This is a genomic window from Streptococcus infantarius subsp. infantarius ATCC BAA-102, assembly GCF_000154985.1.
Taxonomy (GTDB): domain Bacteria; phylum Bacillota; class Bacilli; order Lactobacillales; family Streptococcaceae; genus Streptococcus; species Streptococcus infantarius.
In genome coordinates, this window is the sequence record NZ_DS572694.1 from 94,121 (window position 1) to 118,111 (window position 23,991).

Annotated in this window: 21 protein-coding genes and 1 CRISPR repeat array; of the genes, 4 read left to right on the plus strand and 17 right to left on the minus strand. The window is 36.1% G+C overall.

Going from position 1 to position 23,991, the window contains the following annotated elements; genetic code table 11:
- Positions 1–40 precede the first annotated feature (40 nt).
- Entirely contained in the window at positions 41–1,876 is a 1,836-nt protein-coding gene (gene lepA / locus STRINF_RS08090; RefSeq protein WP_006532616.1) for a translation elongation factor 4, read from the minus strand.
- 252 nt (positions 1,877–2,128) lie between these two features.
- Between lepA and STRINF_RS08095 the strand changes: the two genes are divergently transcribed.
- Positions 2,129–2,695 carry an Ltp family lipoprotein gene (locus STRINF_RS08095; protein WP_006532617.1) on the plus strand — a complete coding sequence of 189 codons (567 nt, stop codon included), beginning with the start codon at positions 2,129–2,131 and terminating at the stop codon, positions 2,693–2,695.
- Between the two features lie 135 nt (positions 2,696–2,830).
- Positions 2,831–4,779: a CRISPR direct-repeat array (repeat unit 36 nt; unit sequence GTTTTACGGTTACTTAAATCTTGAGAGTACAAAAAC).
- A gap of 62 nt (positions 4,780–4,841) precedes the next feature.
- On the opposite strand, the gene csn2-St is transcribed toward STRINF_RS08095, so the two are convergent.
- From csn2-St to cdaA, 14 genes are all read right to left on the minus strand, one after another.
- Entirely contained in the window at positions 4,842–5,891 is a 1,050-nt protein-coding gene (csn2-St, locus tag STRINF_RS08100; protein WP_006532623.1) for a CRISPR-associated protein Csn2-St, read from the minus strand.
- Positions 5,888–6,211 carry a CRISPR-associated endonuclease Cas2 gene (cas2, locus tag STRINF_RS08105; RefSeq protein ID WP_006532624.1) on the minus strand — a complete coding sequence of 108 codons (324 nt, stop codon included), beginning with the start codon at positions 6,209–6,211 and terminating at the stop codon, positions 5,888–5,890. The genes csn2-St and cas2 overlap by 4 nt, the downstream gene beginning before the upstream one ends.
- 1 nt (position 6,212) lies before the next feature.
- Complete coding sequence (gene cas1 / locus STRINF_RS08110) at positions 6,213–7,124, minus strand: type II CRISPR-associated endonuclease Cas1 (protein ID WP_043878432.1); 912 nt, start codon at positions 7,122–7,124, stop codon at positions 6,213–6,215.
- Positions 7,125–7,295: 171 nt separating this feature from the next.
- Positions 7,296–10,685, minus strand: a complete 3,390-nt coding sequence (gene cas9 / locus STRINF_RS08115; protein WP_006532626.1) for a type II CRISPR RNA-guided endonuclease Cas9 — start codon at positions 10,683–10,685, stop codon at positions 7,296–7,298.
- Between the two features lie 104 nt (positions 10,686–10,789).
- The gene (gene ndk / locus STRINF_RS08120; RefSeq protein ID WP_006532627.1) at positions 10,790–11,206 is read right to left on the minus strand and encodes a nucleoside-diphosphate kinase; all 417 of its coding nucleotides are present in this window, start codon (positions 11,204–11,206) and stop codon (positions 10,790–10,792) included.
- An 85-nt stretch (positions 11,207–11,291) separates the two neighbouring features.
- The gene (locus tag STRINF_RS10260) at positions 11,292–11,450 is read right to left on the minus strand and encodes a hypothetical protein (RefSeq protein WP_006532628.1); all 159 of its coding nucleotides are present in this window, start codon (positions 11,448–11,450) and stop codon (positions 11,292–11,294) included.
- Between the two features lie 125 nt (positions 11,451–11,575).
- A complete protein-coding gene (locus STRINF_RS08125; protein ID WP_006532629.1) occupies positions 11,576–11,746 on the minus strand; it encodes a hypothetical protein in 171 nt (56 codons plus the stop codon).
- 5 nt (positions 11,747–11,751) lie between these two features.
- Positions 11,752–12,408 carry a TIGR01906 family membrane protein gene (locus STRINF_RS08130; RefSeq protein ID WP_006532630.1) on the minus strand — a complete coding sequence of 219 codons (657 nt, stop codon included), beginning with the start codon at positions 12,406–12,408 and terminating at the stop codon, positions 11,752–11,754.
- Entirely contained in the window at positions 12,398–13,171 is a 774-nt protein-coding gene (locus STRINF_RS08135; protein WP_014334985.1) for a TIGR01457 family HAD-type hydrolase, read from the minus strand. Before STRINF_RS08135 ends, STRINF_RS08130 begins: the two co-directional genes overlap by 11 nt.
- Positions 13,172–13,265: 94 nt before the next feature.
- Positions 13,266–13,994: an acyl-ACP thioesterase domain-containing protein gene (locus tag STRINF_RS08140; protein ID WP_006532632.1), complete on the minus strand. Its 729-nt coding sequence runs from the start codon at positions 13,992–13,994 to the stop codon at positions 13,266–13,268.
- Positions 13,995–13,999: 5 nt separating this feature from the next.
- Positions 14,000–15,130 carry a radical SAM family heme chaperone HemW gene (hemW, locus tag STRINF_RS08145; protein ID WP_006532633.1) on the minus strand — a complete coding sequence of 377 codons (1,131 nt, stop codon included), beginning with the start codon at positions 15,128–15,130 and terminating at the stop codon, positions 14,000–14,002.
- 110 nt (positions 15,131–15,240) lie between these two features.
- A complete protein-coding gene (gene glmM / locus STRINF_RS08150; RefSeq protein WP_014334987.1) occupies positions 15,241–16,593 on the minus strand; it encodes a phosphoglucosamine mutase in 1,353 nt (450 codons plus the stop codon).
- 108 nt (positions 16,594–16,701) lie between these two features.
- On the minus strand, positions 16,702–17,658 hold the full coding sequence (locus tag STRINF_RS08155) for a CdaR family protein (protein ID WP_006532635.1): 957 nt from the start codon (positions 17,656–17,658) through the stop codon (positions 16,702–16,704).
- The gene (gene cdaA, locus STRINF_RS08160) at positions 17,655–18,503 is read right to left on the minus strand and encodes a diadenylate cyclase CdaA (RefSeq protein ID WP_006532636.1); all 849 of its coding nucleotides are present in this window, start codon (positions 18,501–18,503) and stop codon (positions 17,655–17,657) included. The genes STRINF_RS08155 and cdaA overlap by 4 nt, the downstream gene beginning before the upstream one ends.
- Positions 18,504–18,608: 105 nt before the next feature.
- Here cdaA and murT point away from each other — a divergent pair, with 105 nt between their 5' ends.
- Both murT and gatD read left to right on the plus strand, forming a co-directional pair.
- Positions 18,609–19,952, plus strand: a complete 1,344-nt coding sequence (gene murT, locus STRINF_RS08165) for a lipid II isoglutaminyl synthase subunit MurT (RefSeq protein WP_006532637.1) — start codon at positions 18,609–18,611, stop codon at positions 19,950–19,952.
- Position 19,953: 1 nt separating this feature from the next.
- On the plus strand, positions 19,954–20,742 hold the full coding sequence (gene gatD / locus STRINF_RS08170; RefSeq protein ID WP_006532638.1) for a lipid II isoglutaminyl synthase subunit GatD: 789 nt from the start codon (positions 19,954–19,956) through the stop codon (positions 20,740–20,742).
- 164 nt (positions 20,743–20,906) lie between these two features.
- Here the strand turns inward: gatD and eno are convergent, their stop codons facing one another.
- Complete coding sequence (gene eno, locus STRINF_RS08175) at positions 20,907–22,205, minus strand: surface-displayed alpha-enolase (protein ID WP_006532639.1); 1,299 nt, start codon at positions 22,203–22,205, stop codon at positions 20,907–20,909.
- Between the two features lie 206 nt (positions 22,206–22,411).
- On the opposite strand from eno, the gene STRINF_RS08180 reads away from it, so the two are divergent.
- The gene (locus STRINF_RS08180; RefSeq protein ID WP_014334992.1) at positions 22,412–22,861 is read left to right on the plus strand and encodes a YueI family protein; all 450 of its coding nucleotides are present in this window, start codon (positions 22,412–22,414) and stop codon (positions 22,859–22,861) included.
- Here STRINF_RS08180 and STRINF_RS08185 read toward each other — a convergent pair.
- On the minus strand, positions 22,858–23,973 hold the full coding sequence (locus tag STRINF_RS08185) for a glycerate kinase (RefSeq protein ID WP_006532641.1): 1,116 nt from the start codon (positions 23,971–23,973) through the stop codon (positions 22,858–22,860). The two genes, STRINF_RS08180 and STRINF_RS08185, sit on opposite strands and share 4 nt — an antisense overlap.
- Positions 23,974–23,991 lie beyond the last annotated feature (18 nt).

A 23,991-nucleotide genomic window follows, 5' to 3' on the forward strand; every position in this document is an offset into this window, starting at 1 on the left:
AGAAAAACAACTGAAAGAAATTCTTTCAGCTGTTTATGTTTTATTTTTTGCTGCTTTCGTCATCCATTGAAAGAACTGACAAGAAGGCTTCTTGTGGCACTTCAACTGAACCGATAGCTTTCATACGTTTTTTACCTGCTTTTTGTTTTTCAAGCAATTTACGTTTACGAGAAACGTCACCACCATAACATTTTGCCAAAACGTTTTTACGAAGGGCTTTGATGTCAGATCGAGCAACAATTTTTTGACCGATAGCCGCTTGAATTGGCACTTCGAATTGTTGACGAGGAATGATTTTCTTCAATTTTTCAACGATTAATTTACCACGTTCATAGGCAAATTCATTGTGAACGATGAAGCTAAGGGCATCGACCTTATCTCCGTTAAGCAGAATATCCATTTTAACCAATTTGGATTTGCGGTATTCTGAAATTTCGTAATCAAAACTAGCATAACCACGGGTTGATGATTTCAATTTATCAAAGAAATCAAAGACAATTTCAGCAAGTGGGATTTGGTAAATGACATTAACACGATTTTCATCGATGTAATCCATTGTCACAAAATCACCACGTTTGCGTTGCGCAAGTTCCATAACCGCTCCAACAAATTCTTGCGGAACCATGATTTGTGCTTTGACATATGGTTCTTCGATACTTGCAACCTTAGTTGGGTCTGGGAATTCAGAAGGGTTTGACACTTCTAGCATTTCGCCGTCAGTCGTATTGACATGGTAAACAACAGATGGCGCTGTCATGATCAAGTCAATGTTAAACTCACGTTCCAAACGTTCTTGGATAACGTCCATGTGAAGAAGTCCCAAGAAACCACAGCGGAAACCAAATCCAAGAGCTTGTGATGTTTCTGGCTCGAATTGAAGACTAGCATCGTTCAATTGAAGTTTTTCAAGTGCTTCACGAAGGTCATTGTATTTATTTGATTCGATTGGGTAAAGACCAGCAAACACCATTGGGTTCATTTGTTTATAACCGTGAAGCGGTTCTGCTGCTGGGTTGTTAGCAAGCGTTACAGTATCACCTACACGTGTATCAGCAACTGTCTTGATTGACGCCGCGATATAACCAACATCACCAGTTGCTAAGAAATCACGTCCAACTGCTTTTGGTGTGAAGATACCAACTTCAGTAACATCAAATGTCTTACCATTTGACATCAATTGAATGGTATCACCAGGTTTCACCATACCATTGACAATACGCACTTGCAAAATAACTCCACGATAAGCATCGTAAACTGAGTCAAAGATAAGGGCTTGAAGTGGTGCTTCAACATCTCCTACTGGCGCTGGCACGTACTCAACGATTTGTTCAAGGATTTCTTCAATCCCGATACCAGCTTTTGCTGAGGCAAGTACTGCTTCTGACGCATCAAGACCAATCACATCTTCGATTTCTTGACGCACACGCTCTGGATCTGCTGCTGGCAAATCAATTTTATTGATAACTGGTAGAATTTCCAAATCATTATCAAGGGCTAGGTAAACATTGGCAAGGGTTTGAGCTTCGATACCTTGTGCCGCATCGACAACCAAAATAGCCCCTTCACATGCCGCTAGAGAACGTGACACTTCGTATGAAAAGTCAACGTGCCCCGGTGTGTCAATCAAGTGGAAAATGTAAGTTTCACCGTCTTTAGCTGTGTAATTCAACTCGATAGCATTTAGCTTGATTGTGATACCACGTTCACGCTCCAAATCCATGCTATCCAAGAGTTGAGCTTGCATTTCACGACTAGAAACAGTCTCAGTCTTTTCCAAAATACGGTCAGCCAAAGTTGACTTTCCGTGGTCAATATGCGCAATAATTGAGAAATTGCGAATCTTTTCTTGTCGTTTTTTTAATTCTTGAATATCCATCTATCCTATAATCCTATACAATTAATCACTATTTCTATTATAACAAATAAACACCTTGGGTGCTATAAAAAGTTTAGTAACAAGCGATAAAAGCAAGGAAAATCACTTATTAAAAAGAGCCTCAGATTTCTTTACATTTTATAAATAAAGCGCTATCATTTAAGTGAAAATTAGACAATAACTTACTTCCACACTTCATTTTAAACTGTATTATCCTATCTCACACACTTAACCGTTGATAAGGAGAACATCATGAAAAAGAGAACAATGATTATTGCCTGTGCTTTGGCACTATTAAGATTGTCTAGTTTTTTCATAACAATTCCACCGCTTGTCTCGCACTCTCATATCATCTATGCTGCAGCGACTAGTAGCCAGAAAAAAGCTCTAAGCAAGGCTGAAAAGTACTACAAGCTCATGAACATGTCAAAATTAGGCATTTACGCCCAATTGACATCAGATGTTGAAAAATATTCTGCCGAAGATGCTCAATATGCCGTTGACCATTTGAAAGCTAATTACAAAAAGGCTGCGCTTAAGAGAGCAAAGAGCTATTATAAGGTTATGCACATGTCAAAACAAGGTATCTACGACCAATTGTCTAACGAAAATGCCGATAAATTCACTGCTGAGCAGGCTCAGTACGCTATCGACCATGCCAAATTAGACTATAAAAAAGCTGTCTTGGAAAAAGCAAAAAGTTATAAGAAAACACTAGACTTGTCATCAGATGAAATCTACGAACAACTCACTTCTGAACACCGCGCAAAATTCACCACCGAAGAAGCTCAGTATGCCATAGACCACTTGAACGACTAGGCCAATCTAACCTAGCAAACCTATGACCCATATAGGAAAAACCACCTGGAAATTTCTAGGTGGTTTTGGTGTTTTAGTGGTTTTTAATCTTGAGAGTACAAAAACGACAACGCCTTGTTGAATGCATTAATCAGCGTTTTACGGTTACTTAAATCTTGAGAGTACAAAAACATAGAAAGAGGTGAGGAAACATAGTCAACAGTTTTACGGTTACTTAAATCTTGAGAGTACAAAAACCACAAGTTAAAACGCCTAAAGGATCAATTGGTTTTACGGTTACTTAAATCTTGAGAGTACAAAAACAAGAGGTAAAAATGAAAGAATTAGAAACAGGTTTTACGGTTACTTAAATCTTGAGAGTACAAAAACAGTTCAAAAAACATTGACTGGGGTTACAAAGTTTTACGGTTACTTAAATCTTGAGAGTACAAAAACAAGTTGCTGCAGACATTGTTGCTGGTTTGGGTTTTACGGTTACTTAAATCTTGAGAGTACAAAAACGTACTTCTGTTCCCAGTTCGTTCATTTTTGGTTTTACGGTTACTTAAATCTTGAGAGTACAAAAACCCAGCTTAGCCCTTTGTTATCTTTACATTGTTTTACGGTTACTTAAATCTTGAGAGTACAAAAACAACTTCCGTCATTCTCAAAATAACAATCTAGTTTTACGGTTACTTAAATCTTGAGAGTACAAAAACTATTCAGCTTTCTCAGCTAACAGCACTTTCGTTTTACGGTTACTTAAATCTTGAGAGTACAAAAACAATCGGGATTTTTTTAATATTATACACTGGGTTTTACGGTTACTTAAATCTTGAGAGTACAAAAACATGTGTTTGAACCTAAACGTTTAATTTTCGGTTTTACGGTTACTTAAATCTTGAGAGTACAAAAACACGTCACAAAGTCATATCTGTTTAATCCAAGTTTTACGGTTACTTAAATCTTGAGAGTACAAAAACGGATGAGGGTGATGTTGTTATCGACCCCTGGTTTTACGGTTACTTAAATCTTGAGAGTACAAAAACTACGAATTTAGGCACGCTAACACCTGTATAGTTTTACGGTTACTTAAATCTTGAGAGTACAAAAACCTGTATCTGTTATTGATAAACCATTAGAGGGTTTTACGGTTACTTAAATCTTGAGAGTACAAAAACTGACATGGGTACGAGTCCACAAGTGACTCAGTTTTACGGTTACTTAAATCTTGAGAGTACAAAAACGGACTATCAAGTGCAAGTTGGCGACACAATGTTTTACGGTTACTTAAATCTTGAGAGTACAAAAACCCGTCATAATACATGTTTCAAAGTACATGAGTTTTACGGTTACTTAAATCTTGAGAGTACAAAAACAGTTTGGCACAAGTGTTATAAATGGAAATAGTTTTACGGTTACTTAAATCTTGAGAGTACAAAAACTTGGAAGGACAATGGCAACCATGGTATGATGTTTTACGGTTACTTAAATCTTGAGAGTACAAAAACAGCGTTGAAATCATTAATATGATTATTGAAGTTTTACGGTTACTTAAATCTTGAGAGTACAAAAACTGTTTGGTGTAGAGGTTTGAAGTCAGTTAAGTTTTACGGTTACTTAAATCTTGAGAGTACAAAAACATGTTAGCAATAATAAGCATTAATCCTGAGGTTTTACGGTTACTTAAATCTTGAGAGTACAAAAACTATTTTAGATAAGAGTCTTAACAGTATTGTGTTTTACGGTTACTTAAATCTTGAGAGTACAAAAACTTAAATGCTACTTTTCAGACGGTACTATTGGTTTTACGGTTACTTAAATCTTGAGAGTACAAAAACGGTTGAATGCGTAAAATTTTGTGATATTATGTTTTACGGTTACTTAAATCTTGAGAGTACAAAAACTATTTTAGATAAGAGTCTTAACAGTATTGTGTTTTACGGTTACTTAAATCTTGAGAGTACAAAAACTTAAATGCTACTTTTCAGACGGTACTATTGGTTTTACGGTTACTTAAATCTTGAGAGTACAAAAACGGTTGAATGCGTAAAATTTTGTGATATTATGTTTTACGGTTACTTAAATCTTGAGAGTACAAAAACCTCAAATCGTCATTTTGGGTCTTTATACTCTACAAGAATTATAATTTCATTGAGCCTAAAAGTCAATCTTTATCCTTAAGAAAGCTTATTTCAAGCTGATTTATCTCTGAAATTGGATATTTAACTGACTTATCATAGTGATATAAACTATTTAGTATCTTGATAGCTACCATATCCGAAATTCCTAAACTCACATATGAAATTTGCTCACTAAATAAATAACTTGCATTCTTCTGTAAAAGAATTAAAAATTCTTTTTTTGTTGGTACATTGTTGGATGGATATCTTCCAAGAAACCTTTCATACATAAAATCAAGATCAAACAAAGATTCAATATAATCTGAAACAATGGTAATATTTTCTATTGTCTCTTTAGTCACATACAAGTAGCTTTCGTTTGACGGAAAAATCGTACAATAAAAATTTGGAAACTCATCAGTCATTCTTGTGATAACCTGACAAATTCTTATAAATGAGGCATAATCAAGGTAATCATCCATATTCTTAAAAATCAGAAGAATGTTACTAGTATCATTGGATAATTTTTCACTTAACATTTTGAGTAAAAACATTACCTTAATCTCGTTATCAACAAATTCAAAAGCAATATTTTTGTCTTGATATTTAAAATATGGTTGAAAATACTTACTCAATAAGTGTTCAGCCGTAACCATACAACTCTCTGTATGATAAGTTACATCTTTAATCGATAAGTCTAGAGCTTGATTAACAGTCAAAGAAACTTTTTCTAATTTATCATTGATTTCATCGATTTCTTCCATAACATCAACTGTATCTAGATTTATTTTCATAAAATCAAAGGCCACTGTACCTTTTTTATAAGACATCTGTTCAAGTAAATCTTTAATATCAGAAATTGAAATAATACTAAAATCATTTCTTTTTAAACTTTTTTCTTCACACAAGATTTCTGGTTCTTCTTGGTTAAACAACGATAAATCTTCTTCTGAATATTTTTTGCCGTCAAAATACCATATAAATAATTGCCACATATAATATTTTAATTGCTGATTTTGACCAATAATTTGTGTAAATTGTCCAAAATGAATATCAAGATTATCTTTAAAAGGATGCGTAAAATGTAATCTCATATAACCACCAATTTATTATCACTAACAACTTCTTCTTGTTTCGTTTTACCTCCAACAATCAAAGTCATTTCTGAAAACTGTTTTTCAGTTACAGCCAAAAGTCGCACATTACCTGCTGGTAAATTACTTTGTTGCAATCTTTTATAAAACTTATTAGCAAAACTCCGATTTGGGCATGTACGATAATAAACAGAAAACTGCAACATTTCAAAACCATTAGCAATTAACTCTTTTCTAAAATTTCGATAAGTTCTTTTTTCTTGTGCAGTTTCCATCGGTAAATCAAAAAAACATAATAATCTCATTGCAGCATACCTCATCTTAAGACTCCAATTCTAGACTAGAAACCACCGGACAGAAAAACTTACTAGTATCTTTCTTGTCAATACATTTTATAAAACCTTGAACATATTTATCCATAGCTCCAGTCACCGTACAATTCTCATTACCATACTTAATCTTAGCATTTAATAAATTTGTTAAAGCCAAGCGATATTCATATTTTAAATATTCTTTATCTCGCAAATTTTGATAAACCCAAACATCAACGATTTGTCTAAATGGCTCCATTAAATCATCTACTAAGTTAAATTGATTATATTCATTTTTATGAAAGATACCAACTAAAGGATTTAGACCGTATCCCTCAACAATCCTAGCCATCTGTGCTCTTAAAATTGCATATCCATAATTTAGTCCAGCATTAATCACATCAGCTTCCTGCTGTGTCACGCGCGTAAACTTTTTACCAAAAAGCTCATTAAAATAAACTTTAGCCGCATGTCCTTCACGATTAGTCTTATCCCCTAGCTCAATGTGATCTTTATAGTCAGCTAACAATTGGATTGCATCGATATCTCTTTCAAATAGAGATAATACGTCTTGTTGGTTATTAATTTTAAAATAGGTTACAATTTGCCAAAGTTTATCTTTTTGCTCCTGACTCCACTCTAACTGCTTTTGCAATCTCTTATAAGCCCTAGAATGTCCATTCGGTGCATGATAAATACCTGTCGGTAAGTGTTCATTATCACAAACAATAAGAGCAATATTGAATTTGCTCAAAGCACTAAGCAAACGAAGAGTTACTACTGTATCTCCACCTTCAGCGACAATGATTGAAATATCACTTAACGGTATCGTATATTCTTCACCTTGCTTTTTTATAACAATATTATCCAATTTCAAATGCATTTTTTCACTTTGATTGACATGCACAACTCTCCAAGTCATCATACTCTCCTTTTTACACAACGAAAAGCACCCCATGTAAACATGGGGTGCTTGAATTCGGCATGAAGCCTTATCTTTGTAGGCTCTGCAAGATTTAAGTAACCGTGCAAGACGTCCCTTGCAAAAACTATTATATAGCGTTTACATAAAAATTGCAACCCCAAATTTCAATTATTTGTTATTATTTTTAAAATCTAACTTAGGTTTATCACCTTCTTTTTTAATAAAGAATTTATTACCAAGAACATCTGTTCGAACTTTATAGATTGATATGTTAGGTTTATTTAAACCTTTAATAAACTGTCCACTTTTTGCAACTTTTCCCAAAACTGGTAAAATTTCTTCCTCAGAATCAAAAGTTCCTTTTTCTAATGGTTTTAATTCCACATAGTGCTTAGATGTATCATTTTTTGAGCCGAATCTTAACATCCTTTCACAATTATTTAGAGTATCTTTGATTAAAATCAAATCATTTCGGTAAAGAGTAAACTTAAATTCTGATTTTTTGCCGATACCTTCTTTTTCCCTTATCGCATCATACTTTTCTTGTGAGATATGATACTTACCAGTTCCTTTTTCAAAACTTAAATCAGAATATTTCAATCCCATCAGTTCATATTTTAAAGTCTCTAGATTAAAGTAAATATCAGCTCGCCATGGAGAAATTTGTCTCAATACAACTCTATTTTTAGATTTTTCAGGTGTTATATCAATACAATTTCCTAATTTTTTATCATAATACTTAAGAGACTTAATTGGTGTTCCATTTCCTTTTTTACTGTATTTACAGATTAAGCCATTTTCTCTACGATACTCTTCGAAAGGATTGCATTTTACAGTTTTTTTACCATCTTCGGAAAGTTTTTCACTTGGATAATCTCTGAGAATAACTTCAATAACATTTTCCCAAGTTAGAGGATCTTTTTGATACATCAAGAATTGTGTTTTATCTTTTTTATATCTTTTAATAAAAGTATCAAAACCATCTTGACTGTAGATATCTTTTATCTTCCCTAAAACATAAGTTTCATCTTTTTTATCTTTTCCAAGTTTAGCTTTTCGTGTTGAGTAAATAGTAGCATCAGAGACTTTACGATTAAATTTTGAATCAACTTGATAAGAGAATAAAATTTCATCCTCAAATCCTTTACTTGAAATCGTATTTACAAATCCTTGATAAGGTGGTTGGAAAACTAATTCTTTATATTTATCATCAGAGATACTTAAAATTTCACCAGTCTCTTTATTCACCACTTGATTTTCACCATAGCTCTCAAACATCGGATTTTCTTGTTTTTGCCACAATTTCAATTGACTTGAAGCAGCAATAATTAAAGCATCAACAGCATGATGGTGGTATGTTTCGCGCGATTTATCAATATTCCATTTTCGGCGGAGCTGTGATGTAAACTGACCTCTGACAACAGAAACTTTAGTATCTTTCCCCAACTCTTTTAATGCTGTTTGAAGACTATTAAGCACTACTCGTGAAGCATAACGAGTGTCCACAAGATTACGTTCGATAAATTTCTTTTTAACTTCGATTTTATCGATATTTTCTGTTGTTAAAAGATATTCACATTTTTTCTTACCAAGCCCTTTTTGTTTTAAGACATAATCTTTCATTTCTCTAAATGACCATGCCGTATCCATAGAATCAATAACTTGATAAGGAGTTTTTTGTCCCTTCTCTTGGTTAGTCCAAGCATACACTAAAACCTTATTAGCTAAACTATCATCAAAAGAAAGTGATAGAGGCAAAATATGATCAATCTCAAACTTATTTGAATTATGCACTAAATCATGAATAGAAATTAGCTTACCAGAATATAAACAACGCTCACCTTGTTGATACCAAAGGCGAATTTTAGTTTTTAACTCTTTATTGCCATGAAAAACGCCATCAGGTAAGTTATCAGTACCATTATAAAGAAAAGCTGCTCGTTTTAAAGAATCATCTTTTTCTTTTTTATTTTCTTTTTGCTTTTTATCAATAAATTTCTTCTCATCTTCAGCATTCTTATCTCGTGGCATCTCGATAACAATCTTATCAAAATCGCCATATTTCTTAACAGCCGCATTAATGATTTTAATTGTTTGTCGAACTGATTTTGCTACAACAGGATTATAAATTTCATCTGTTATTTCTTTTTCATCAATTGTTTTTGTATTTTTTGATGATTTTTTATTAACCTTGAATTTTTCTAGTCTTGTCAAAATTGTCATCTGTTCTTCAGATGTTACATACAGTTCAGGGATTAATTCATTCATCAATTTAGCTGAAAAGCTATGCCAACCTTTATTGAATGCTGAACTTTGATTTTTCCTAATTTGGACAATTTCAGAAATTTGTTCTTCGGTAAATTGACTTGGAAGATTGCGTTTGATAGCATCTTCAATACCCTCACGTTCTGTATTAAGCGTTAAAATATCTGCCAGTTTATCTAATGTTTCTCTTGATAGTTCATCAATATCAATTGAACTTAAATTAAATTTTAACTTACGATAAGGCTCAAAAGTATGCAAATCTGGCTTATCTTTATTATCTACTCGATAGCCCTTAATATCATCTACACTACAATCTACTATCTTCGCAATTTCTTTTAATAATTTAGAAGCACCGAGTGCTTTTGATTTCTTAGCAAAATCTACTAAATACTCTTTCTGCTCAGTAGACAATTTACCAGTTTCAGTAGGAACTTTTAAATTATTTAAATCATTTAAAAAGTTAAACTCTTGCGCAGTATATGAAGCTTTAGAAGCACGGTATTCTTCAGGATAAAAACTACATTTTCCAATCAAAATTCCAAAGATATTCTCCAAGGTTGTTCCATCTGTACGAAAACGTCCGTAATCTGTACGAGATTTTTCGTTACCTGGCCCATGGTAATATTTTCTTTTTTGAGTTAGGATTTCAATATAGTCTTCAATAAACTCATCTGTAATTTGTTTATTATAGTTTGATTGAGTTTCTAAAATTTTACGTGCTTCATTCTTATAATCAGAAGTAGAGAAAACGTTAATTAGTCTATGAGCTTCACCATTTTCATCATACACTGTGAAGTTTCCACGTAATTGACCATATTTTTCCAATCGTTCTAATTGAATTTGACCTGGAGTTTTAGTTTTCAACAAACGACGATTCTCATCAATAGATTTTGCATAATCTGAACTACCTGTTGAATCATCTTCTGCATCATCAAGATATGAAATGCCGCGTCTTTTTGCAATTGTACGCAAAGCAGCAAACAATTCTTCATTTGTTAATTGTTCCGTTAACCCTTTAACACGAAGTTCGTACGGATTTAAATTTAGATTTCTAAAATCAGTTGAAATATCATATTTTTCAAATAAATCACGAACACGTTTTACACGATGTTTTTTACGACGGGTTAAACGTCTTGCACCGCGAAAACCTCTCCTTTCAGCATTATTTTCAGCATTTGCAGCAGAAAATAAACGCGAATTGGCATGTATTACATTTCCTGTTTTTGAATCAATAATACCAACACCAACGGAAGCTACACCAATATCCAAGCCTAAAATTTTTCCATTACTCATAGTTTTTCCTTCTTCTCTAATATTAAGTAATCCCTTACATTTTACTCTTTTGAAAACTAAAAAACAAGCGCCTTTAAGCGCTTGTCAGCTACTAAACTATCAAATTATTCCCCAAACCAAAGGGCAATTTCACGTTCAACTGATTCTGGTGAATCTGAACCGTGAACGATGTTAAATGTTGCTGCTCCTTCTGCGGGTGCTTGTGCATAGTCACCGCGGATTGTTCCAGGAAGAGCTTCTTTAGGGTTTGTTGCTCCCATCATTGTACGCCAAGAAGAAATCACTTCTTCACCTGACATAACACCAGCAATCACTGGACCACTTGTCATAAAGTCTACGATTAATGGGAAAAATGGACGGTCAACTAAGTCTTCGTAGTGTTTTTCTAGCAATTCTGAAGTTGCCATACGCATTTCCAATTTTTCAATTTTGAAACCACGACGTTCGATACGGTGCAATACTTCACCAACAAGTCCGCGTTTCACACCATCTGGTTTAATCATAAAGAAAGTTTTTTCCATGTAAACAATCCAACCTATCTAAATAAATTCACTTTCAATTTTACCATAAAAGTAAATTTTTGAAAAACGTTGAAAGACATTTTCACTAAAGTTTTGGTTGATTTTCATGAACTTCAACATTAACTAGGTTAGCAGAGCTATCTGTACAAGATGTTTGCTCCATATCACTTGGATTTGGCCAAGTGATTCCCTCTTTTTGGTGAGTCTCCAAGATAGCTTGTAAAAACTCTTGAGCATTTATCATCGCTTCTTCAAAGTTCCCATTTTGAGTACCTCCTGCAAACTCCGGAAATTCAACCCAATATCATGATAAATTGCAGGATAAGCTTTTAACATCATAAACACCCTTAATTAAGTAACTGATTTTCCCTAACTCACCAGCCAGCCCCAGAAAAAGGGGAGGAGAAAGGCGATGATACCTGCGATAACGAAGGTGAAGCGTAGCCATTTTTGAGAAATATCAGCTGATTTTACCCAAAAAGTTATGGCAAAAATCCACGATGCGGCAAATAAAAGCCAGTAATACCATTCAAGAGACATTTTGCTTATCCTTTCTCTTTACCATGATGTACTAGGCGCTCTGCTAATTGTTTCCTTGCTATGACAAGTAAGCTTAGCATGAGTGCTTCATAAGTTACAAAGAAGATGATAAAGCAGTGCATGAAGTATTCTTCTGGTAGCACCCAGATGATCGGATCTGTTGCTGGGTTAAAGAGCCAACTAGAATCCCCTGGAAATAGCATTTCATGAAAAAGGGTAAAAAATTGGTCAAAACCAATCAAAAGACCTACTACTGCAATGACAATCGGTAAAATTGCAGCTAATGTAAAAGCTCTCTGATGAAGAAAAAGTGACTTTTCAGCTCTGCTATTTTTCAAAAAATGCCAAGATGGATAAGCCAGTAAGATGAATACTGCTTGTGCTAAATGAAATAGATGCTTCACGTCGCCAAAATGCTTAAGCCCACTAGCTGATGAAGGAAAATCAGGCATAGCAAGAGTGTGCGATAATGGATTCGTCAGATATGTCATCAAGACATTGAAGTTTTTTAAGAGATCAGCTTTTGTTATAGTCACTTGGAGGGTAAGCTTGAGCCAATCCACCTCTAAAGGATAGATTAACCACGCGCCGTAAATAGCTACTAGCACTGCTAAAGATAGCAGCCACAGCCAAGTACCAAAAGTCCAAAGTTTATTTTTCATCAAAATTCCATTCGTCAAGGCTAGCTAGTACGTGGTCAGGTTTTACTGGAAGTGTTGGCACTTCTTCAGGTTTGGTAAATCCTGTTGTCACAAGTAAAGTAGCAATATCATTTTGAATTCCTGCCATGATATCTGTTAGGTAGTTATCTCCAACCATGATAGCTTCTTCACGTTTGACCCCAAGGACGTCCAAAGCTTTGTTCATGATAATGGCATTCGGTTTTCCGATATAAACTGGTTTAACACGTGTTGCAACTTCTAATAGATTGTTAATGGCACCAGCTCCTGGCATCAAACCTCGTTCTGTTGGAATATTCAAGTCTGGATTTGTTCCGATAAAGACAGCACCTTTTTGGATAGCTAATGTTGCTACTGCCAATTTTTCATAAGTCAAATCAGTATCAAGTCCAACAACGACATAGGCCGGATTTTCAGTATCTTCGACATAACCTGCTTCAGTAATCGCTGTTTTCAAACCAGTTTCACCAATCACGTAAACCGTTTTGCCACGATTTAAATCATTCATGTAATCAATCGTTGCCATTGTTGCCGTATAAATCGTATTAAGGGGCGTGTGAACGTTGAATTGTGTTGCCAACATTTCTTGTACTTTTTCAGGAGTACGTGTTGAGTTGTTCGTTACCAATACATAAGGAATTTGTCGTTCTTGTAGACGTTGGATAAAGCGTTCCCCAGCTGGAATATGATCTTTTCCTTTATAAATTGTTCCGTCTAAATCAATCAAATAGCCTTTATATGTCATTCTTTCCTCCATATATAGTAAATGACCTTTCAGGTAAGTTAAAAGGTCATTAAGTCTTACTTCTTTCCTTAATTATTTAAAAATAGCAGAGCGCTTATTTTTCTTTCCATTCAATGCGTGCTTGAGCTCGTACCACACCTTGAGTGACAATTTCATGTTTGGTTGTCAATCCATCACGTTCAACTCGTGACTTAATGTCATGGCCATATTGAACCTCTTTGACATATTTCAAATTGATTTGGTGAGGAATGTATTTTTCCAAAAAATTGACATCTAAAACATCATACATCCATTCAAGATATTTACTATTATTAACATGACCATTTAAATCAAGATCAAAGAAACGCACATGATATAAGGTTTCTTCTGGATTTTCCAAGCCTTCATAACGAGGACCACGATAGATTTTTTTAACTTTTTCTACTTGGTAAACATCCACAATATCATCAACGACAGGATGTACTTTTCGAGTGTCATAATCCATCAAAACAAAGGTTGAATGAATGGTCAAAATCTTCTCACCATCTTCGCCATAGACATTGAAATCACGGTAACAAAAGAGCTTGTTGTAAGCTGTTGGCACCGTCTCGATTACAATGTTTTCGGTATATTTAGGCAAGCGGTCGATCTCAATAGCATATTCTGTGATAATCCAGACAAGATTATAAGTTTGAAAAACATACTCGTCACTCATTCCAAGACTTAACGATTGTTTGCCAGAAACTTGCAAAACAAGCGATAAGAGTTGTGATAATTTCATATTTTGATTAATATCACTTTCATAAAAAGGTACTTGATATTTTTCTTGATAACTTAATCCCATCTTTTTTACTCCAATATAAATCTCTCTACGACTGTGTCTCCCAAAAACAGTCCTTTTTTGGTCATGCGTACCACCTTATCATCTGGAACCAATAAGCCTTGCTGACAAAGTTCTCTCACGATTTGACCATAACGTTCTTCAAAAGACAAGCCGAATTTTTCTTCAAATCTAGCGATTGAGACACCAGTTTTTTTACGTAATCCTAAGAACAATTCTTCTTCCATCATCTCATCTTTTGTCAATTTTTCTTCTGACAATCTGGCATTACCTTGAGCAACTGCTTTAAGATAATGCTGAATTGGTCCACGATTACGATAGCGGACACCATTTAAATAACCAGAAGCCCCTGCTCCCACACCAAAATACTCTGCATTGTCCCAGTACATCAAATTATGGCGGCTTTCAAAACCTGGTTTGGTGAAGTTTGAAATTTCATAGTGCTCAAATCCATTAGCTTCTAACTCAGAAATGATGTATTCAAACATCTCCGCTTCCAAATCTTCTTTAGGTAATTGTAATTTACCGCGACGCATCTTATTCATGAAAACCGTATGATGTTCCAAAATCAAACTATAAAGGCTTAAGTGCGGAATATCAAGTGCAATAGCCTTAGCCACATTTTCCTTAACATCTTCCATGGTTTGACCAGGAAGCGCATAAATCAAATCAATGGAAATATTATGAAAACCAGCTTCTTTCAAATTTGAAATCGTTGAATAAATCTGAGCTTCATTGTGACTACGCCCAATTTGCTTCAAATGCTTGTCATTGAAAGTCTGAACGCCAAGTGACACACGATTCACGGCTGAGTGCTTGAGCACTTCAATCTTATCTTCTGTTAAATCACCTGGGTTAGCTTCAATAGTGAATTCTTCTAAAACACTCAAATCCAAGTGCTTAGTCAGATTCGTCAACAAGTACTCCAGTTGTTCTGCCGTAATTGAGGTTGGTGTTCCACCACCAATATATAAAGTACGCAACTTCTTAATATCATAAGACTCAAACTCACGAATAAGAGCCTGCAAATACTCATCGACAGGCTGGTTCTTAATAAATACCTTTGAGAAATCACAATAATAACAAATCTGCGTACAAAAAGGAATATGTACATAAGCTGATGTTGGTTTTGTTAGCATGACGCTATTATAACATTTTTAAGTGAGATAACCAATGAATTAAATACAATAAAATCTTAGCAAGCAAAAAAGGAGAGCACCACTGCTCAATCCTTTTTCATTTATTTTAATTAGTCGATTCCAATTTCTTTACGAACGACATCAGCGATAGTATCGACATAGTAGCTTACTTCTTCATCGGTTGGAGCTTCTGCCATAACACGAAGAAGTGGTTCTGTACCACTTGGGCGGACCAAGATACGACCGTTTCCATTCATTTCTTCTTCCATTTTGCTGATGATTTCTGCGATAGCTGGAACTTCCATGGCTTTGCTCTTCATGCTGTTTTCAACACGAACGTTAACCAATTTTTGTGGGTAAATTGTAACTTCGGCAGCCAATTCAGAAAGTGGTTTACCAGTTTCTTTCATGACTTTAACCAATTGGATACCAGTCAATTGACCATCACCAGTGGTGTTATAATCCATGATAATCACGTGACCTGATTGTTCACCACCAAGGTTATAGCCTGATTTACGCATTTCTTCAACAACGTAACGGTCACCAACAGCTGTGATAGCTTTGTTAATACCTTCACGGTCAAGTGCTTTGTGGAAACCAAGGTTTGACATAACAGTTGTTACGATTGTGTTGTGAGCCAATTGTCCACGTTCAGAAAGGTATTTACCGATGATGTACATAACTTTATCACCATCAACGATTTCACCATTTTCATCAACAGCAATCAAACGGTCGCTATCACCATCAAAAGCAAGACCAACTGCAGCACCTGATTCTTTAACAAGTTCTTGCAATTGTTCTGGGTGAGTTGATCCTACACCATCATTGATGTTAAGACCATCTGGATTTTCACCGATAACTGTAATATCAGCATCAAGATCTAGGAAAATATCACGTGCAGATACAGATGCTGAACCGTTTGCTGTATCAAGAGCAACTTTCATTCCTTCTAAGCTAATACCTGTTGATACAAGGAATTTTTCGTATTTACGAAGACCTTCTGGATAATCAACAAGTGTTCCCAAACCGTCTGCTGAAGGGCGTGGAAGGGTATCTTCTGGTGCATCAAGAAGAGCTTCAATTTCCAATTCTTGATCATCAGCCAATTTGAATCCATCACCACCGAAGAATTTAATACCATTATCTTTAGCAGGGTTGTGACTAGCAGAAATCATAACACCAGCGCTAGCTTTTTCAGTACGAACAAGATATGAAACACCTGGAGTTGCTAAAACACCAAGTTTGTAAACTTCAATACCAACTGAAAGAAGTCCAGCTACCAAAGCTGATTCAAGCATTTCACCTGAAATTCGAGTATCGCGTGCTACAAATACTTTTGGACGTCCTGTTTCATGCTGACTAAGAACATAGCCACCAAAGCGTCCTAATTTGAAAGCTAACTCAGGGGTCAATTCAACATTTGCTTCTCCACGAACACCATCTGTTCCAAAATATTTTCCCATTATTTTTTTAGCGAAAAATTCGCTTCCTCCATTACTAATATTCATTTCCTAAGGGCAAAAAATTTGCTTGCCCAGTATTCTTTAATATATAGTCCTAGCTATTATGAACTATTTTTTTGTCACTGTCAACTGTACCGTCACTACAGAAGGCTCTACTGCCACATTATCTACTGTTAAGTTGACACTCAAATTAGTATCTTTTGTCACATTTGAGACATCGACATTAGCAACCACCTCGTTAACAGCGTTAAGGGCGTCTTGGCTACCAGCAATCGTCACTTGGTCTTGACTGAGACTATAAGAGATATTTGATAGCTTATCATTCATTTTACCAGTCATCTTAACAGTCACAGGAACGGTTTTGGTCAATCTCTTAACTGTCGCTTCAAGTCGAGCTTTTGACGGGTTAATCGCACTAGCAAGAATTGTGCCATCTGAGGCAACAGCTTGTAGGGCTACTCGTCCATTGTAATTGCCATTTAAGACTTCATTTTCAGGCAGCTTAGCAACCACATGATCGATTTGATCAATGATTGATTCTGCACTTGTGACTTCAACTTCAGATATGTCTGTTGACACTTTCTTCAGCTCATAGCCTTTGGCGATTTGATTATCATCAATGACGCCTTGAACATCAAATGTTTTGGTTTTCTTTTTGCCAATAGTCACTGAGATATTATTAGGTGAAGCTGTCGCTGTAACACCTGATGGCAAATTAGTCACCTTAAGAGGCACTGTTTGAGTCCCTTCACCTAAATTTGACAAGTCAGCAACAACCTTGAAACTTCTCGTGTCATTATTGATTTCAGAGTCCAATTTAACACGGTTGATTGATGTTAAATAAACTTCTGTTTCATACGAATAACCACTGATAAAATACTTATCACTATCGTATTTGATATCGATGGGGACATTTGTTAGGGTGTGGGTAAAAGTCTCTGTTGCTCCAGATACCTGTGACCCAACATGCGTATAATTACTTGTTGTGGCAGTCAAAAATAGGAGAATAGAAAAGATAATTGACACAATAACCAACCAGAATTGACTATTGAAAAACTTTTTCATTTTTTCTTCCTCCAAAATTTTTGATACCAATGCTCTTCTTCCTCAACTTTTGTAATTAAGTGGGTGCGAAGAATCGCTTCAAAATTCTCTTTGGTCAAATCATGCAAAAACTCACCTTTTGAAGTAATTGAAATACCACCAGTCTCTTCTGACACAACAATTGTAAGAGCATCTGAGTTTTCTGAAAGTCCAATAGCTGCGCGGTGACGTGTTCCGAATTCTTTTGAAATGGCCATTGACTCAGACAAAGGAAGGTAAGAACAAGCTGTCGCGATTTTATTACCACTAATGATTACCGCACCATCATGCAAAGGTGTGTTCGGGATGAAGATATTAATCAACAACTGACTTGAAATATCAGCATCCAAAGGAATCCCTGTAGAAATATACTCTTGCAATGTTTGCGTGCGCTCGATACAAATCAAGGCACCAATTTTACGAGGACTCATGTAAGCAGCTGATTTTACCAAGGCTTCAACCAGTTTTTCTTCGTCACTAACTTGTTGCGTTTGTGAAAAAACTTGCGTTGAACGACCAAATTTTTCAAGACCAGAACGAATCTCAGGAGCAAAGATAACAACACACGCGATAACACCGTATGTGATAACTTGATTCATCAAATAAGTGATGGTCGTAAAGCCAATCCACTCAGCGACAAATTTCAAAATGATAAAGAAGATAACACCTTGAATCAAGGACATAATCTTCGTGCCAGCTAAGGCTTTTATTAAACGATAAATAAAATATGCTACGATTAAAATATCTAGTAAATGAACAACAATAGTCCATGGATTTTCAACTAAAGTTGCCCAAAATTTAGCATCAATAGCCGCTAAATTACTCATACATACATCTCTTTTCTATAACTAAATAAAACTACCTTTCTATTATACCACTTTTAAAAAAGATTTTCTTTATTCGAATATTCCTTTTTGTGGTACAATATTCCTATGAAAGTAAACACATTAATGGGAATTACGGCTGGTAAAGCAGCTCACGCCATTCTTTCAAAAATGGGACGTGGCTCAACCTTACCTGGAAAAATCGCCCTCAAATTCGACAAAGACATTTTAAATACGATTGCCAAAGATTATGAGATTGTTGTTGTCACTGGTACAAACGGTAAAACCCTCACGACTGCTTTAACAGTAGGTATTTTGCGTGAGGCTTTCGGTGAAATCGTGACAAACCCTAGTGGAGCTAACATGATTACCGGAATCACATCAACTTTCTTGACAGATAAAAGAGCTAAATCTGGAAAAAAAATCGCTGTGCTAGAAATTGATGAAGCAAGCCTTCCAAAAATCACAGAATACATCACTCCAAGTCTTTTTGTCTTCACAAATATTTTTCGTGACCAAATGGACCGTTATGGTGAAATCTATACAACTTATCAAATGATTTTGGATGGTGCAGCAAAAGCCCCAAATGCAACTATCCTAGCTAATGGAGACAGCCCACTCTTCAATTCAACAAACGTCATCAATCCAGTCAAATACTATGGTTTTGATACTGAAAAGCATGCACCAGAATTAGCTCACTACAACACTGAAGGTATCTTGTGCCCACAATGCCAAAGCATCTTGAAATACAAGCTTAACACTTACGCTAACCTTGGTGATTACGTTTGTGAAAATTGCGGTTTCCACCGTCCAAAACTTGATTATGCTTTGACAGATTTGACAAAAATCACGAATACTACATCTGAATTTGTCATTGATGGGCAAGATTACAAGATTAACGTCGGTGGTCTTTACAATATCTATAACGCCCTTGCAGCCGTATCTGTAGCTGAGTTCTTTGGAGTTTCTCCTGAAAAAATCAAAGCTGGTTTTGACAAGAGCCGTGCAGTCTTTGGACGTCAAGAAACCTTCAAAATCGGTGATAAATCTTGTACTTTGGTTCTTATCAAAAACCCAGTTGGTGCTAGCCAAGCTCTTGATATGATTAAATTGGCTCCATATCCATTTACACTATCAGTTCTACTCAATGCCAACTACGCTGACGGAATTGATACTAGCTGGATTTGGGATGCTAACTTTGAATCTATCTTAGACATGGATATTCCACAAGCCTTTGCTGGAGGCGTGCGCCACTCTGAAATTGCACGTCGCTTACGTGTGACAGGTTATGATGAAGATAAAATTACAGAAGCTGAAAGCTTAGAAGATATCATGGCTTTGATTGAAGCTCAACCAACTGACCATGCTTACATCTTAGCGACTTACACAGCTATGCTTCAATTCCGCGAAATCTTAGCAAGTCGTCACGCTGTTGGAAAGGAGATGAACTAAAATGACTTATACTTCACTACAATCTCCTGCAAATAAAGAATATCAATACGAATTAAACGTTGCTCACCTTTATGGAAATCTTATGAATACCTACGGTGACAACGGTAATATTCTCATGATGAAATACGTCGGTGAAAAACTAGGTGCTAAAATGACCTTTGATATTGTGTCACTTGGTGATAGCTTTGATGCCAATTACTATGATATGGCTTTCTTTGGTGGCGGACAAGATTACGAACAATCAATCGTTGCTAAAGACCTACCAGGCAAAAAAGAATCTATCGCTGATTTCATCAACAAAGACAAAGTTATGCTTGCAATCTGTGGTGGTTTCCAACTTCTAGGTCAATACTACGTCCAAGCAAACGGTGAAAAAATCGATGGTCTTGGGGTTATGGGACACTATACCCTTAGTCAAAATAATAATCGTTTTATTGGTGATATCAAAATTCACAATGATGAATTTAACGAAACTTATTACGGTTTTGAAAATCACCAAGGACGTACTTTCCTTTCAGAAGATGAAAAACCACTTGGAACATGTGTTTACGGAAACGGTAATAATAAAGAAGACGGTACTGAAGGCGTTCATTACAAAAACGTCTACGGTAGCTACTTCCACGGACCAATTCTTTCACGTAATGCTAACCTGGCTTATCGCCTCGTAACCACAGCCTTGAAAAATAAATATGGTTCTAGTATTGCACTACCAAGTTATAACGACATTCTTTCAAAAGAAGTTGCCGAAGAATATGCCGATACTAAGAGCAAAGCTGAATTTGAAAAATAAGATTTTACAAAAAATGCTTGAAGAAAATTTACTTCAAGCATTTTTATAATCTCTTTTGTGTTCACTTAACCAAGCTATCTTATCGACAATATGTCAATACAATTTTTAAAAACACAAAAAAACCTTAGCCTAAGCTAAGGTTTTTACCTTAATATAATCAGAGATTATTTTTTAAGGTTGTAGAATGATTTCAATCCACGGTATTCAGCTACTTCACCAAGTTGGTCTTCGATACGAAGCAATTGGTTGTATTTAGCGATACGGTCAGTACGTGAAAGTGAACCAGTTTTAATTTGACCAGCGTTAGTTGCAACTGCGATGTCAGCGATTGTTGAATCTTCAGTTTCACCTGAACGGTGTGATACAACTGCAGTGTAACCAGCTTCTTTAGCCATTTCGATAGCTTCGAATGTTTCAGTCAAAGTACCGATTTGGTTAACTTTGATAAGGATTGAGTTAGCAGCTTCTTCTTTGATACCACGTGCAAGGTATGAAGTGTTTGTTACGAAGAAGTCATCACCGACCAATTGAACACGTTTACCAAGACGTTTAGTAAGTTCTTTCCATCCGTCCCAGTCGTTTTCGTCCATTGCATCTTCGATAGTGATGATTGGGTATTTGTTAACCAATTCTTCGATGTAGTCGATTTGTTCTGCAGCAGTACGTTTAGCAGCACCTTCACCTTCGAATTTAGTGTAGTCATAGATTCCGTTATCGTAGAATTCTGATGCAGCACAGTCAAATCCAAGGAATACATCTTCACCTGGTTTGTAACCAGCAGTTTCGATAGCTTTGATGATTGTTTCTACAGCGTCTTCAGTTCCTTCAAATTTAGGAGCGAAACCACCTTCGTCACCAACAGCTGTTTCAAGACCACGTTCTTTAAGGATTTTCTTAAGTGTGTGGAAGATTTCAGCACCCCAACGAAGAGCTTCTTTGAATGTAGGTGCACCAGCAGGTACGATCATGAATTCTTGGAAAGCGATTGGAGCGTCTGAGTGAGAACCACCGTTGATGATGTTCATCATTGGAGTTGGAAGAACTTTAGTGTTGAAACCACCAAGGTAGCTGTAAAGTGGAACTTCAAGGTAGTCAGCTGCTGCACGAGCTACGGCAATAGAAACACCAAGGATAGCATTTGCACCGAGTTTACCTTTGTTTGGAGTACCGTCAAGAGCGATCATAGCACGGTCGATAGCTTGTTGATCACGAACATCGAAACCGATGATTGCTTCAGCAATGATGTTGTTAACGTTGTCAACAGCTTTTTGAGTACCAAGACCGTTGTAACGAGATTTGTCTCCGTCACGAAGTTCAACTGCTTCGTGTTCACCAGTAGAAGCTCCTGAAGGAACCATACCACGACCAAATGCGCCTGATTCTGTGTAAACTTCTACTTCAAGTGTTGGGTTACCGCGTGAGTCAAGGACTTCGCGAGCGTAAACATCAGTAATAATTGACATTATGTTACTCTCCTTATGAGTTTTTAATATTTTTACACTAAAATAATACCATAATATCGACGCTTAAGCAAATAAAAACGAGAAGTTTTGAAAATCGCTACCAACTTTCATAGCTTTTCACAGTTTTCAATAACAAAACAGCCCAAAACTGACAGTTTAGTAAATTTAACTTATAATGATTGTAAGAACATATGGAGGGCCCTACCATGACTGATTTAGAAAATAAAGTTTTACAAGCCGCAACAGGCGAAAAACGCTTAAATCCTGATGAACAACGTCTTTATTTTGGAACTTTTGCCGAACGCGTCGTCTTATCAATTCCTCTTGAAGATAGCCGTTTAGAAGAGGTTAAAAATCGTTTTAGTGATATTTTAGGACAATTAGCTAAACAATACGACACAATATTAGTTAAAATTTCTCCAAAACTCTCCGTCTCAAACCAAATGTTTTACATGAAAATCGCTCAAGAACAAAACATGCAAGCAACCATTGTTGATGAAAAGAATGCTCAATCACCTTACGGCATTATCGTTCATTCAACCAAAGCTGAAAATGTAGCTAATCCTCTATTATCTGAACACTTTCCGACTACTCCAGAAAAACCAAAAGAAGCCCCTAAAAAAGGCTTCTGGTCAAAATTATTTAACAAGGATTAAAATCTAGCAAAGCTTAGTAAATTTCCGATGTTTTGGGCGGTGCGTTCCAGATTTTGCTCGACTTTATCAAGGGTATTTTCTAAAGTATCAACGTCAGCAATTATCGGAAAAGCTGCTTGAATGTTAGAAATCGGAAAGCTTGGTAAATCATCTTTGAGACTACCACAGATAGCAATGACTAATTTACCACGAGGTGTGCGCTGTGCTAGACCAACAGGAGCTTTACCTGAAAGACTTTGCTTATCCATTCGTCCTTCTCCGACAACAACGATGTCAGCTTTCTGAACACGTTGGTCAAAATCAAGCATGTCAAGAACAGCATCAATGCCAGAAATGATTTGACCTCCAGCAAAGGCTGCTAAACCTGCTGCCATTCCGCCACCTGCTCCCGCTCCAGCCAAATCCAAAACAGCTGGGAAGAAAGTTTGGTAAAATCTTTCCATATCTTTATCAACGCTTGCAAAGTCATCTTTTGCAAGCCCTTTTTGTCCTCCAAAAATATAGGTTGCCCCATTTGGACCACATAGAGGATTTGTCACGTCAGTGATAACTGTCACCTTAGTTTGAGATAAATCCCAACGACAGCTTTCATAAGAAACCATGGTAATATCACCAAGGTGTTTGCCAACCGCTTCGACTTCATGACCTATTTTGTCAAAGAAACGATAGCCAAGACCTGCCGCCATTCCCAGACCACCATCATTGGTTGAACTACCTCCAACACCAATCATGATTTCTTCAACACCAAGGTCAACCAAGTGACCAATCATTTCACCAACACCTTTTGTCGTAAGGGTTAATGGGCTCCGCTGATTCATTGGCACTTTTTCCAAACCACAAATGTCTGCCATTTCAAAAACGGCCAACCGACCATTAGTCGCATAATGAGCTTCGACTGGTTGACCAAACGCGCCAGTAACGGTGTGGCTTTCACGTTTTAAATGAAGACCGTCTGTCAAGGCTTCCAAAGTTCCTTCACCACCGTCACCAACAGGCATGACATCAAAAGTCGCATTTGGCAAAGCTTTTCGAAAACCTTTTTGAACAGCTTTTGCAACTTCAAGTGCTGACAAACTTTCCTTAAATGAATCAGGTGCAATTAATATATGCATAGTACCAACTCCCCCTTA